This window comes from Chryseobacterium foetidum, from assembly GCF_025457425.1.
GTDB classification, from domain to species: Bacteria; Bacteroidota; Bacteroidia; order Flavobacteriales; family Weeksellaceae; genus Chryseobacterium; species Chryseobacterium foetidum.
In genome coordinates this window covers 2,570,718-2,583,233 of sequence record NZ_JAMXIA010000001.1, presented here as the reverse complement: position 1 = coordinate 2,583,233, position 12,516 = coordinate 2,570,718, and the positions used below count along the sequence as shown (strand labels likewise).

At 37.0% G+C, this 12,516-nt stretch carries 13 protein-coding genes and 1 pseudogene; 3 read left to right on the top strand and 11 right to left on the bottom strand.

Annotation, left to right across the window (positions count from 1 at the left end; translation table 11 throughout):
* Positions 1-276: 276 nt before the first annotated feature.
* From NG809_RS12125 to NG809_RS12080, 10 genes are all read right to left on the bottom strand, one after another.
* A complete protein-coding gene (locus NG809_RS12125; protein ID WP_262150984.1) occupies positions 277-579 on the bottom strand; it encodes a hypothetical protein in 303 nt (100 codons plus the stop codon).
* A 317-nt stretch (positions 580-896) separates the two neighbouring features.
* Entirely contained in the window at positions 897-2,030 is a 1,134-nt protein-coding gene (locus NG809_RS12120; RefSeq protein ID WP_262150982.1) for a 3-hydroxyacyl-CoA dehydrogenase NAD-binding domain-containing protein, read from the bottom strand.
* 79 nt (positions 2,031-2,109) lie between these two features.
* Positions 2,110-2,910: an enoyl-CoA hydratase-related protein gene (locus NG809_RS12115; protein WP_262150980.1), complete on the bottom strand. Its 801-nt coding sequence runs from the start codon at positions 2,908-2,910 to the stop codon at positions 2,110-2,112.
* 94 nt (positions 2,911-3,004) lie between these two features.
* The gene (gene paaD, locus NG809_RS12110; protein WP_262150978.1) at positions 3,005-3,469 is read right to left on the bottom strand and encodes a 1,2-phenylacetyl-CoA epoxidase subunit PaaD; all 465 of its coding nucleotides are present in this window, start codon (positions 3,467-3,469) and stop codon (positions 3,005-3,007) included.
* A gap of 94 nt (positions 3,470-3,563) precedes the next feature.
* Positions 3,564-4,370, bottom strand: a complete 807-nt coding sequence (gene paaC / locus NG809_RS12105; protein ID WP_262152574.1) for a 1,2-phenylacetyl-CoA epoxidase subunit PaaC — start codon at positions 4,368-4,370, stop codon at positions 3,564-3,566.
* A 12-nt stretch (positions 4,371-4,382) separates the two neighbouring features.
* Entirely contained in the window at positions 4,383-4,664 is a 282-nt protein-coding gene (paaB, locus tag NG809_RS12100) for a 1,2-phenylacetyl-CoA epoxidase subunit PaaB (protein ID WP_034703047.1), read from the bottom strand.
* Positions 4,665-4,714: 50 nt separating this feature from the next.
* A complete protein-coding gene (locus NG809_RS12095; protein ID WP_262150972.1) occupies positions 4,715-5,167 on the bottom strand; it encodes a lipocalin family protein in 453 nt (150 codons plus the stop codon).
* 11 nt (positions 5,168-5,178) lie between these two features.
* On the bottom strand, positions 5,179-6,117 hold the full coding sequence (gene paaA / locus NG809_RS12090) for a 1,2-phenylacetyl-CoA epoxidase subunit PaaA (protein ID WP_262150971.1): 939 nt from the start codon (positions 6,115-6,117) through the stop codon (positions 5,179-5,181).
* A 125-nt stretch (positions 6,118-6,242) separates the two neighbouring features.
* Positions 6,243-7,328: a 2Fe-2S iron-sulfur cluster-binding protein gene (locus tag NG809_RS12085; protein ID WP_262150969.1), complete on the bottom strand. Its 1,086-nt coding sequence runs from the start codon at positions 7,326-7,328 to the stop codon at positions 6,243-6,245.
* Positions 7,325-8,644, bottom strand: a complete 1,320-nt coding sequence (locus tag NG809_RS12080; RefSeq protein ID WP_262150967.1) for a phenylacetate--CoA ligase family protein — start codon at positions 8,642-8,644, stop codon at positions 7,325-7,327. The genes NG809_RS12085 and NG809_RS12080 overlap by 4 nt, the downstream gene beginning before the upstream one ends.
* 215 nt (positions 8,645-8,859) lie before the next feature.
* Here NG809_RS12080 and NG809_RS12075 point away from each other — a divergent pair, with 215 nt between their 5' ends.
* From NG809_RS12075 to NG809_RS12065, 3 genes and pseudogenes are all read left to right on the top strand, one after another.
* The gene (locus NG809_RS12075; RefSeq protein ID WP_262150966.1) at positions 8,860-9,048 is read left to right on the top strand and encodes a hypothetical protein; all 189 of its coding nucleotides are present in this window, start codon (positions 8,860-8,862) and stop codon (positions 9,046-9,048) included.
* A gap of 21 nt (positions 9,049-9,069) precedes the next feature.
* Positions 9,070-9,867 (top strand): annotated as a pseudogene (locus NG809_RS12070) (aldo/keto reductase); the annotation flags it as partial.
* A gap of 233 nt (positions 9,868-10,100) precedes the next feature.
* Positions 10,101-10,997 (top strand): helix-turn-helix domain-containing protein, encoded by an 897-nt coding sequence (locus NG809_RS12065; RefSeq protein ID WP_262150964.1) that lies wholly within the window; start codon positions 10,101-10,103, stop codon positions 10,995-10,997.
* A 115-nt stretch (positions 10,998-11,112) separates the two neighbouring features.
* Here the strand turns inward: NG809_RS12065 and NG809_RS12060 are convergent, their stop codons facing one another.
* Positions 11,113-12,453: a dihydroorotase gene (locus NG809_RS12060; protein WP_262150962.1), complete on the bottom strand. Its 1,341-nt coding sequence runs from the start codon at positions 12,451-12,453 to the stop codon at positions 11,113-11,115.
* Positions 12,454-12,516 lie beyond the last annotated feature (63 nt).

The window sequence follows — 12,516 nt, the reverse complement described above, 5'->3', positions numbered from 1 at the left end:
TTTTAAATTTAATCACATCTCTCCATGAATAATCTCTGCCGTCTAAAATAAAATACATTAAAAAAATGCCCGCGAAATAAATTGTAAAACCAAAGATGTTGAAGCCCTGTTCGTCTTCCCATCCTAAATAATAAAAGAGAAGTTTGAGCAGAAAAAAAGCTGTCACAAAGATGAAAGCTCTCATCAATGATCTCAGAAAATTCTTTAATGTAAAAATTCTTTTAAGCATCGTCTTTAAAATTCTACTTACTGTGACTAAAATTTATTTTTTATTTACTATTTGCCTGTTATTTTCTCATATAATTCATCAGCCAGCTTGTCATAAATACTCATCGTTTTCCCTAAAATTACCTGTTCATTCGTGAGATGATCAGCTGAATTTTCTGAGGCATCCAAAGCATTTAAATCTATTCCCTCTTCAGTGGCAATTCGTTTAATGAGCTCTTTATATTTTTCATTGAACTTTCCCAACAAATCCAGCTTTTCTTCATCACTGACCGTCGAAAGTTCCTCAATGATATATTCTTTTTCGATGGAAAGTCTTGTTTCCAATTCGGCTTTAAAGCTGGTTAAATCCATCAACATTTATTTCATTGTTTTTTGAAAAGCTGCCTTAGCTTGTCCATGAAAAGACTCACGATAAACATTCCTGAAAAATAAATAATTACAAAACCCCAACTGAACATTTTATCATCTTCCGCGGTTTTAAAACGATTATCAGTTAAATAAAATATCTCTCCCACAAATATTGTTGAGAACAATGCTACTGCAAAAGATGAAATTATTTTTTTCTGAGTCATGATTTTTATAATTTAACAATGAAACAGTTTACCGAAAAATGCTTCGACAAGCTCAGCATGACAATACGATTGCTACATTGTTAGATTGATATATTGTTACATTTTACGAAGCAACGGACTTTGTCTGTATCTTTCTTCCTGATATTCTTCGTAAAGATTCTGTAAAGTTTCAGAGATTTTAGAATATCCAATTTCTTTTCCCCAAGCCAGTAATCCTTTTGGATAATTGACACCCTTCTGCATCGCCAATTCTAAATCTTCGTCGTTCGCAACGCCTAATCTTTTCGCTTCAACTGCTTCATTGATGAGCATTGAAATAATTCTTAAAAATATTTGTTGATAAAGAGCATCATTTTTTTCAGCAACAGGTTTTTCTGCTCCTTCACTATAATCGTAGAAGCCTTTTCCTGTTTTTCTGCCGTGAAGTTTGGCTTCAGACATTCTTTGCTGAAGAAGTGATGGTTTATACTTCGGATCGTAGAAATATTCGTTGTAAACTGTTTTTGTTACGGAGAAATTCACATCCACACCAATGAGATCCATTAATTCAAAAGGTCCCATTTTAAAGTTTCCTAGAGTTTTCATGGCATCATCAACCTGTTCTACCGTTGCAATGTTTTCCTCAACAATTCTTAAAGCTTCTCCGTAAAAAGGACGGGCAATTCTGTTAACGATAAATCCAGGGATGTCTTTGGCAATCACAGGAACTTTGCCCCAATCTTTCATGAGGCTGTACATTTTTTCCGCTAAAGATTTTTCTGTGAGTAAAGATGGAATAATTTCAACCAAAGGCATGAGAGGAGCCGGATTGAAGAAGTGAATTCCGATGAAACGCTCCGGTTTTTGTAATTCCGCACCAAGAGATGTGATCGAAATGGATGATGTATTGGAAGCAATCACACAGTTTTCAGAAACATGACTTTCTAATTCTGTGAAAACCTTGGTTTTGATTTCTTTATTTTCGATGATGGCTTCAATGACTAATTCGCAGTCTTTGAAGTCCTCCAGTTCGGTAGCGATGGAAATATTGGATAAAATTTCAACCATTTTTTCTGACGAAATTTTCTGTTTGTCGACCAATCTGGTCAATGTTTTTTCCAGACCTACGGTTGCCGTTTCCACCTGTTTTGCGTTGGCGTCATATACCCAAACTTTGCATCCATTCGTTGCGGCTACCTGTGCGATGCCGATTCCCATCGTTCCGGCACCGATAATTCCTACATTTCTCATGTTGTATAATGTAAAATGTATGATGTAAAAAATTTCAAAGTACGTTGTACATTATACTTTCTTACATGATACAAGTTTTTTATTTTCCTTTATATTCCGGTTTTCTTTTCTCTAAAAATGCACTTACACCCTCCTTGAAATCCTCTGTTTCAGCGGCTTCCTGCTGTAAATCTCCTTCGAGTTCCAACTGATCTTTCAATGAATTATTATAAGAAGCAGCGAAAGCTTTTTTGGTTAATTTCAAACCAACGGTCGGCATATTTGAAACTTTTTCTAAAATTTCCATTGATTTTGAATTGAATTCTTCCTCGGTGAAGACCTCAGCAACCAAACCATAAGATTTTGACTCTTCAGCAGATAATTTCTTGCCTGTAAACGCAAGGTAATTTGCCAATTGTCTTCCCAATAACTTAGGTAAGAAATACGTTCCGCCTGTATCAGGGATTAATCCGATATTGGAGAATGCCTGAGCAAAATAGGCTTTATTGTTGGCTAAAACGAAATCACAAATCAATGCCAACATGGCACCGGCACCGACTGCAGGACCGTTGACCAAAGCAACGACAGGTTTTTTGCAACGGGTAATTTCAAGCACCAGAGGATTGTAATAATCAGTCACGATTCTTCTGATAATATCATCGTCGTGATGATCATTTCCCTGTACAAAAGCATCATCCAGATTCTGACCGGAACAGAATGCTCTTCCCCTACCCGAAATTGCAACACATCTTACTGTCGGGTCGTTGCTGCATTCTTTTATAAAATCTTTCAAATCTCCCAAAGATGGCTTGGTTAAAGCATTCATCGTGTCAGGCTGATTGAGGTAAGCGATTTTTAGTTTTCCTTCAAAATGGGTTTCGATATCGAGTTGTGTGTACATAGCATTAATTTTTTAATTTGAAAATTAGTCAATTTGAAAATTCTGATTTCAATACTAATTTACTTATTTTCAAATTAGTAGATTTTCAAATTATTTAGTGACATTTAAAATAATCAAACGGCTCCAGACAGTCTAAGCATTGATACGAAGCCTTACATAAAGTAGACCCGAATCTGCTGATCTGCTTGGAATTCATCGAACCGCAGCGTGGGCATTTTTTTGGTTTCCCGATGTGATTTTCGTCGGCTCCTTTTTCGGGAGGTGTAATTCCGTAAACACGGAGTTTTTCTCTAGCCTCATCTGTAATCCAGTCTGTCGTCCAGATAGGAAACATTTTGGTGACTACTTTCGCATCCCATCCGTTTTCCTTCATGATTTTGATGATGTCTTCCTCAATGGTAAACATGGCGGGACAGGCAGAATAAGTCGGCGTAATCGTTACTTCACAAGAATTCTCGCTCGTAACTTTTGCCTCTCTTACAATGCCCAATTCCACAATATTGATTACCGGAATTTCCGGATCGGGGACGAGTTCTAATATTTCTAAAGGATTTTTCATAATTAATTTGAAAATTTGAAAATGTGCTAATTTGAAAATGATGCGTCGCTTTTAATTTTCAAATTCTCTAATTTTCAAATTAACTCATTGATTTTTACCACGTACAACCAGGATACGCTCTCTGCATATACTGCAATTCGCAAAGGATAAATCCAAAGTATTCCGTGTGATAACCTGTTCTTGATTTTGGCTGCATGAAAGGATTTGTTGGATATTCCAAACCGAAATCTGCAAAATCTTTGGTGGTTATAGAAACAAAATCTTCGTACAAAGCATCAGTATCCGGAGCGATATTTAAAGCAATTAAATCATCTTCACCTTCTGTTTTTGCGAATAAACCTTTCGTGTATTCCCAAATATTTTCAATGGATCTTTCCAAACGCATTTTGCTTTCTTCTGTTCCCTGTCCGAAAATTTTCATCCATGACGCAGCGTGAGTGTAATGGTATCTTACTTCTTTCAGAGATTTCTGAGCGATGGCAGAAAGTTCTTCATTTGTTGAATTCGACAAAGCCTCATACATCAATTTCTGATACACCGAAAAAACATACACTTTCAAAATGGTCTGAGCATAATCTTCGTTGGGAAGTTCTGTCCAGTGTGCATTCAGATATTCGTGCTCATATCTCAGGAAAGCCAAGTCATCTTCGCTTTTTCCGTTATCGGCAACTCTCGAAGCGTAAACATAAAAGTTATTCGCCTGACCAAGCTCATCCAAAGCAATGTTTGTCAATGCAATATCTTCCTCCAGATATGGACCTTCGCCGCACCACGCAGACAAACGCTGTCCCATAATGAAACTGTCGTCTGCAAGTTTTAATAAATAATTATATAATGGATTCATTATTTTAGCTTTTGGCTTTTGGCGTCTAGCTTTTGGCCAATTGCCAGCAGCTAACAGCCAATCGCTGTTTTACATATTTTTCACATCGTTTGGAATGTCGTAGAACGTCGGGTGACGGTACAGTTTGTCATCAGCCGGATCGAAGAAAGCTTCTTTATCAATTCCTTCCGAAGTCACGATATATTTACTTGGAACAACCCAAACAGAAGTTCCTTCTTTTCTTCTTGTATAAACGTCTCTTGCGTTTTGCAAAGCCATTTCTGCTGTTGGTGCCTGTACAATTCCAACGTGTTTGTGAGATAATCCCGGTTTAGTCTGAATAAACACTTCCCACATATCTAATTGACTCATTATTTTTTTATTTTAAATTCTAAATTTTTGATTTTGAATTATTTTTATCGTTATTTTTTGATAACTCTGGCAAACTTTTGAATTATGGTATTATGATTATTCAATACCATATTATTACTATCGAGATTCATTATGTAAAATGATTCCCATCTATTAAATGACCTATTAAAGATTTTCAAAGAATCATTTTCAATTTTGTAAGCAGTTTTTCTGCCCAAATTTGCAATATCTGAATAATGCCCTCTAAAATTTATTTTCGTAGTATCATTAATTTTAAAAAATGAAAAGTTGGTTTCACAACTGTCTTTTGAAAAGAAATTGTAACCTAAACGCTCTCTTGGCGGAGGTGGAGGTTCTTCAAATCCTTCATCATTATATCTTGTAATAAAATATTCTTCTGCAAAAATCCACTTTCCTAAAATTTTCGATTCATAGTTTTTGACTTCTTTGGACTGACATCCAATAAAAAGAAGAACTAAAAATATTTGAATCAAAATTTTCATCACCAATTTATTTAATTTACCTTTTCGTTCTGCTTTTCCGCAAAAGCTTTCGCCGCTTCTTTTACCCAAAGGTTTTCCTGCTGTGCTTTTACTTTAGTCTGCAGTCTTTTTTTGTTAGCAGGTCCGTTTCCTTTTAAGATTTCCATGAATTCTGCCCAAGGAAGTTCTCCGAAATCGTAATGTTGTCTTTCCTCATTCCATTTTAAATCTTTATCCGGAACGGTTAAGCCTAAAAATTCAGCCTGAGAAACAGTAACGTCGATAAATCTCTGACGAAGACTGTCGTTGCTCTCTCTTTTTACTCTGTAATTCATAGAGATTTTAGAGTTGGGCGAACTGTCGTCATTCGGGCCAAACATCATTAAAGCCGGCCACCAGAAACGGTTTAACGAAGCCTGTGCCATTTCTTTCTGCTGTTTTGTACCACGGCAAAGTGCCATCAGAATCTCATAACCCTGTCTTTGATGGAAAGATTCTTCTTTACAGATTTTCACCATCGCTCTTGAATAGGGACCGTAAGAATTCCCCATCAACATTACCTGATTCATAATCGCAGCACCATCAACCAACCAGCCGATGGCACCGATATCTGCCCAGCTTAACGTCGGATAGTTGAAAATACTTGAATATTTTGCCTTTCCTTCCAACATATCTTCGTAAGTCGCATCTCTGTCGGCTCTGATGGTTCCGTTTCCTAACGTTTCGGTTGCAGAATAAAGGTATAAACCATGACCTGCTTCATCCTGAACTTTAGCCAAAAGCGCCATTTTTCTTCTCAAAGAAGGTGCTCTTGAAACCCAGTTCGCTTCCGGCAACATCCCGACAATCTCAGAATGTGCGTGCTGTGAAATCTGGCGAACCAATAATTTTCTGTAATCATCGGGCATTACATCTTTCGGTTCTACTTTATTTTCGTCGTGTACGTATTGTACGAATTTTTCTAAATCCATAATCTTTTAATTTGAAAATTTGAGAATTAGTTAATTTGAAAATTATTATAAAAGTCTGACAACTTGAAAATTTATACCCAATGAAGGCATTTTCAAATTTCCAAATTAGCACATTTTCAAATTATTTAAACATCATAATTTAGCATCACCACATTCGTCGTCGGATGACACTGGCAAGTCAGAACAAAACCTCTGGCTACTTCGTCTTCGGTAAGTGCGAAATTTTTCTCCATGAAAACTTCTCCTTCGAGAACTTCCGCTTTACACGTACAACAAACTCCTCCTTTGCAGGCAAAAGGCACAGGAAGATTGTCTTTCAATGCTTTATCTAAGATACTCTCTTTTTTTGAATTTAAATGGAAAGAATATTCATCATCATCAATAATCACCGTTACCATACTTTCAATATTGGCAATTGCCTTGAATTCATCGCTCATTTCCGCAGAATCTTCTTCGTCCGGAGCCGAGAAATATTCAAACAAAACCTGAATTGCAGGAACTTTTTTGTCTTTCTTTAAATAATCTGAAATCCCTTTGATCATCTCAGAAGGTCCACATATAAAATAAGTTGCTTCCTTAACGTCGATGTCGGTATATCTTTCAAATAAATGATCCAGTTTTTCAGGAGAAATTCTTCCTTCAAAAATCGGGTCTGCGTGTTTTTCACGGCTAACCAGATAAACGACTTTTAATCTTCCGTTAAACTGCTCAACCAACTTATCGATTTCAGCTTTTTTCATCACATGATTCATGCTTCTGTTGCTGTAAAAAAGATACGCGTTCGAATTAGGTTCCTGATACAAACTTTCCTTCAAATTGGAAAGAATAGGACTGATTCCGCTTCCTGCTGCTAATCCAACATAAGTCTTTGTGTTGGTCGGATGATAAGAAGTATTGAAACCACCCATCGGAGGCATCACTTCCAAAACCTCATCCATGTGAAGATGTTCATTGAAATATCCTGAAACTTTTCCACCTTCCAAAAGCTTTACCAAAACTTCCAGCGTATTGCTTTTTTCGCTCGGCGCATTGCAGATAGAATAAGAACGGCGCTCTTCGTTACCGTTGACCATCAGTTTAAAATTCAGATACTGCCCCTGTTTGAACCTGAATTTATCTTTCAGCTCCTCAGGAATTTCCAATGCAACATTCACCGCATCATTGGTATCTTTCTGAACTTTTACCGTTTTTAATTTATAAAATGAATTCATTTTGTCTTTAGTATTCTGTTAATTTTTCCACCTTCGCATTTCGGTAAGCTGTCCTGAGCATGGATTTTCACTTTCGTGGTAATTCCTACCCTCTTTTTTATTTCGTTTTCGATGCTTTCCCCAAAATTCCCTGCGAAAATAAGATATTCATCTGAATTTATATTTAAATTTTCCTCGGCAACTAATTCATCATCGATTTCTAAATCAATATCCAATCCAATACACATTTGTTCTTTCTCAATCGGCGTAAGATAATAATTTGGAACAACGCCTTTCACATGAGAAAAAGCTTCCTCGATCTGACTTGGGTACACATTTACACCTCTCACAATCAGCATATCATCGGCTCTGCCAAGAATCGGTTTCATTTTAACCATCGTTCTTTTGGCATTTTCATCGTAGTACAGACTTGTAATATCGTTCGTCCAGTAACGTAGAAGCGGCATTGCTTTTTTCGTCAAAGTTGTGATGACCAAAACGCCTTCTTCTCCATAAGGAAGCGGTTCTTTGGTAACCGGATCTAAAATCTCAGGATAAAAATGATCTTCCCAAATGTAAGATCCTCCTTTCTCCTCAAAATCTTCCATCGAAACTCCTGGGCCGATAATTTCACTTAAACCATAAATATTGGTTGCGTGAACACCCAGTCTTTCTTCGATGTGATGTCTGATGATTTCCGTCCACGGTTCTGAACCTAAAACAGCGTATTTTAAACTGATTTCATCTGCAGAAATTCCTCTTTTTGCAAATTCGTCAGCGATGGTTAAAGCATAAGAAGGTGAACAACAAAGAACTTCTGGTTGAAAATCGATAATTAAATCAACCTGTCTTGAAGTCATCCCACCAGAAATTGGAAGAACGCTCATTCCTAATTTTTCTGCTCCGTAATGAAGTCCTAAACCTCCTGTGAAAATTCCGTAGCCATAAGCGTTGTGCAGTTGCATTCCCGGTTTTGCTCCAGCTGCGTTTAAAGATCTTGCAACAACTTCACTGAAAAGATCTACATCTTCTTCTGTGTAACCTACTACGGTCGGTTTTCCTGTTATTCCGCTTGAACAGTGAATTCTCTGAAGCTCATTTTTGGGAACTGTAAATAATCCAAACGGATAATTATCTCTTAAATCCTGTTTGTACGTGATAGGAAGTTTCGAAATATCTTCAATTGTCCTGATGTCCTGATTGGAAATTCCTGCTTCATCAAATTTTTCTTTATAAAAATCTGATTTCTCTTCAAGATAAACCACCAGATCCTTCAATCTTTCGGACTGAAGCGCTCTCAATTGGTCGAGTTTTAAGTATTCAACTGCAAAATCCATAAACTAACTAACATTTGTTAGGTAAAATTAAAAAGAAAATTTCATATGACAAAAAAATAACTGACTTTTATCATATTTTGAATGATTCTAAATAGTATTTTAACATTTTAAAAGTCAATGCGAATACAATCTGTAATTTGCATACGACAATCTTCATTTTGCATACATCAGACTTGTGATTTCTGCCGAATTTTGTATCAATAAAAATCAACATTATGAAATTGAATCAGGTAAAATTAGGAAGTCAGGGATTAGTTGTCCCTAATATCGGTTTGGGATGTATGGGAATGACCAGCTTTGGAGATGCCGACACTTACGGTAAGCACGACGAAAAAGAAGCGATTGCCACCATTCACCGTTCGCTGGAATTGGGCGGAAATTTTCTCGACACCGCCGATTTGTAGGGGCCTTTTACAAATGAACGACTCATCGCAAAAGCCATTGAAGGAAACCGCAATGAATATATTATTGCAACGAAATTCGGTTGGGAAATTGATGACAGCGAACAGATTACGTGGAAAATCAATGGACAAAAAGATTATGTGAAAAAATCGATTGAGCGTTCGCTGAAAAATCTTAAAACAGATTACATCGACCTGTATTATATGCATCGTCTTGATAAAAATGTTCCTGTAGAAGAAACGGTTGGAGCGATGAGCGATTTGGTGAAAGAGGGAAAAATCGGGTACATTGGTCTGTCGGAAGTTTCTTCTGAAACTGTGAAAAAAGCGCACGCAATTCATCCGATTACGGCTGTTCAAAGTGAATATTCTCTGTTTGAAAGAACGGTTGAAGAAAAAGGTGTTATTAAAACTTTAAACGAACTGGGAATTGGTTTCGTGGCATATTCTCCGCTGGGAAGAGGATTTTTGTCGGGACAAATCCGTTCGATTGATGATTTGGCAGAAAATGATTTCAGGAGAGCAATTCCGAGATTTCAGGAGGAGCATTTTTATAAAAATATTGAACTCGTGGAAGCGATTGAAAATATGGCAAAGGAAAAAGAAATCACTTCTTCCCAACTGGCTTTGGCGTGGATTATCAGCAAAGGAATTGTTCCGATTCCGGGGACGAAACGCAGAACTTATCTTGAACAGAATATTGAAGCCAGTAAAATCGTACTGAGCGAAGCTGATATTCACAAGCTGGAAAGTATTGTACCTTTGGGAACAGATACCGGAGCGACTTATGATGAGTTTGGGATGGGACTTTTGGATTATTAGTTCTTGCCACAAATGCACGAATTTTAATTTAAAAAATATTAAACCTTCAAGGTTTTTGAAACCTTGAAGGTTTGTTTAAAACGCAATACGATCGCGCCCCGGCTTGAACGGAGCTCTTTTTGTGAGGAGGTACGACGAGCAAAAAAGCGGGAGTGGAAGACGGATAAAGGCGCCCAAACCTAACAAAGTTGTTCGAGTCAAATTATTACCTTTAATATTTAGAATTTTAAGTTATGAACACGATAAAATCCATCTCCGCTTTTCACAGATTACTGTCGCTTCCGGAGCCGAAACATCCGATGGTCAGTGTTATCAATCTTTCTGAAAGTGTCTTTATTGAAGATGAGGTTTGGAAGGGTTTTGTGAGCCGGTATTACTGCGTTGCGCTCAAACGGAATGCGACCGGAAAAATGAGGTATGGCCAGCAACATTACGATTATGACAAAGGTGTTTTGAGTTTTACGGCACCAAATCAGGTGCAATATCTGGATTTGAAGACGATGGATTGTGAAAACACAGGTTATCTGTTGATTTTTCACGAGGATTTTCTGCTGAAACAGCCTTTGGCAACGACCATTTCGTCTTATGGATTTTTCTCGTATGCCGTAAATGAAGCACTGCATCTTTCTGAAGATGAGGAAAATGATTTGCTGGAAATTTTAAATAAAATTGATAAGGAATGTCAGCACATCGACCAGCACACGCAGGAAATTATTTTGTCGCAGATTGAACTGTTGCTGAATTATTCCAAACGGTTTTATGAAAGACAGTTCATTACCAGAAAAAGTGGGAGTCATCAGCTTTTGACGAAGTTTGAAACTTTTCTGAATGATTATTTCGAGAAAGAATCTTCCGAAAAAGGATTGTTGACGGTTCATCACATTGCCGAAGCGATGAATCTTTCTCCGAATTATTTGAGCGACCTTTTGCGTGTTCATACAGGACAAAATACACAGCAACATATCCACGAAAAGCTTATCAGCAAGGCGAAGGAGAAACTTTCAACCACAGAATTATCGGTAAGTGAAATCGCTTATGAACTGGGATTTGAACATTCGCAGTCGTTTTCTACACTTTTCAAAAAGAAAACGAGTATGTCACCGTTGGAATTTCGGCAGTCTTTTAATTAAAATATTTTTCTCGCAGATTAAGCTGATAAAGCAGATTTTCAAACGCAATCATCTGCTAAATTTGCTTAATCTGCGAGAAACAAAAGAAAGACTGCGATTATGCAGCCTTTTTAATTTATTCCTGAACTTCAAAAAGCAATCGCTCCCCGAATTTTTCTTCATTAATTTTTCCGTTGTCATAAACCAGATTTCCGTTCACGAAAGTATGAGTGACTTTAGAACTGAAATTCATTCCTTCCAACGGACTCCAGCCACATTTGTACAGGATATTTTCTTTTTCAACGGTCCAGTTTTGATTTAAATCAACCAAAACCAAATCTGCTTTATATCCTTCTCTTATAAAACCTCTCTTTTCAATTCTGAACAGAATTGCAGGATTGTGAGCCATTTTTTCAACGATTCTTTCAAGCGAAATTTTTCCGTTTTTGAAATTTTCCAACATCACAACCAAAGAATGTTGAACCAAGGGTGCTCCGGAAGGACATTTTGTATAAACATTTTGTTTTTCTTCCCAGGTGTGTGGCGCGTGGTCGGTGGCGATGACATCGATTCTGTCGTCAAGCAAAGCTTCCCAAAGTCCGTCTTTATCTTTTTGTGTTTTTACAGCAGGATTCCATTTGATTAATCCGCCTTTTGTATCGTAATCTTCATTGGTGAAAGTCAGGTGATGAACGCAAACCTCCGCTGTAATTTTTTTATCTTTTAAAGGAATATCATTTCTGAAAAGTCCTGTTTCAATCGCTGTTGACAAATGGAAAACGTGTAAACGCGCGCCTGTTTTTTCTGCCAGTTCAATTGCTTTTGATGAAGATTTATAGCAAGCTTCTTCACTTCTGATGAGATGATGAAATTTCACGGGAATATCCTCACCATATTCATCCAGATATTTTTGAGTATTTTCCCTGATGGTTGCTTCGTCCTCGCAATGAACGGCGATCAGCATTTTGGTATTGCTGAAAATATTTTCCAGAGTTTCAGGATTGTCAACGAGCATATTTCCGGTTGACGAACCTAAAAACAATTTGATTCCGGGAACATTTCTTGGATTTGTTTTTAAAACTTCTTCTAAATTATCATTCGTTCCGCCCATCATAAAACCGTAATTGGCGAATGATTTTTGAGAAGCGATTTCGTATTTATCAGCCAGCAATTCCTGAGTTACAGCATTCGGAACTGTGTTGGGTTGTTCGATAAAACTCGTAGTTCCGCCTGCGATTGCAGAACGTGATTCAGATTCGATGTCGCCTTTGTGAGTCAATCCCGGTTCACGGAAATGCACCTGATCATCAATAATTCCAGGCAAAAGATATTTTCCGGAGGCGTCGATAATCCGGTCAACATTTTCTTCAGAGATATTTTTTGAAATTTTTGAAATCAAATCATTTTCAATCAGAATATCACTTTCGAAGACCAGATTTTCGTTGACGACTTGGGCGTTTTTTATAAGGATTATCATAAATTACTTTTAGAATTGAGATTTTATATTTCACAAATTTAATATTTTCAGAAATGATTTTTA

Bases quoted from the DNA above. Each gene is read 5' to 3' on its own strand.
- NG809_RS12125 (WP_262150984.1), bottom strand. From the start codon at position 579: ATGGATTTAACCAGCTTTAAAGCCGAATTGGAAACAAGACTTTCCATC.
- NG809_RS12120 (WP_262150982.1), bottom strand. From the start codon at position 2,030: ATGAGAAATGTAGGAATTATCGGTGCCGGAACGATGGGAATCGGCATC.
- NG809_RS12115 (WP_262150980.1), bottom strand. From the start codon at position 2,910: ATGTACACACAACTCGATATCGAAACCCATTTTGAAGGAAAACTAAAA.
- paaD (WP_262150978.1), bottom strand. From the start codon at position 3,469: ATGAAAAATCCTTTAGAAATATTAGAACTCGTCCCCGATCCGGAAATT.
- paaB (WP_034703047.1), bottom strand. From the start codon at position 4,664: ATGAGTCAATTAGATATGTGGGAAGTGTTTATTCAGACTAAACCGGGA.
- NG809_RS12095 (WP_262150972.1), bottom strand. From the start codon at position 5,167: ATGAAAATTTTGATTCAAATATTTTTAGTTCTTCTTTTTATTGGATGT.
- paaA (WP_262150971.1), bottom strand. From the start codon at position 6,117: ATGGATTTAGAAAAATTCGTACAATACGTACACGACGAAAATAAAGTA.
- NG809_RS12085 (WP_262150969.1), bottom strand. From the start codon at position 7,328: ATGAATTCATTTTATAAATTAAAAACGGTAAAAGTTCAGAAAGATACC.
- NG809_RS12080 (WP_262150967.1), bottom strand. From the start codon at position 8,644: ATGGATTTTGCAGTTGAATACTTAAAACTCGACCAATTGAGAGCGCTT.
- NG809_RS12075 (WP_262150966.1), top strand. From the start codon at position 8,860: ATGAAATTGAATCAGGTAAAATTAGGAAGTCAGGGATTAGTTGTCCCT.
- NG809_RS12065 (WP_262150964.1), top strand. From the start codon at position 10,101: ATGAACACGATAAAATCCATCTCCGCTTTTCACAGATTACTGTCGCTT.
- NG809_RS12060 (WP_262150962.1), bottom strand. From the start codon at position 12,453: ATGATAATCCTTATAAAAAACGCCCAAGTCGTCAACGAAAATCTGGTC.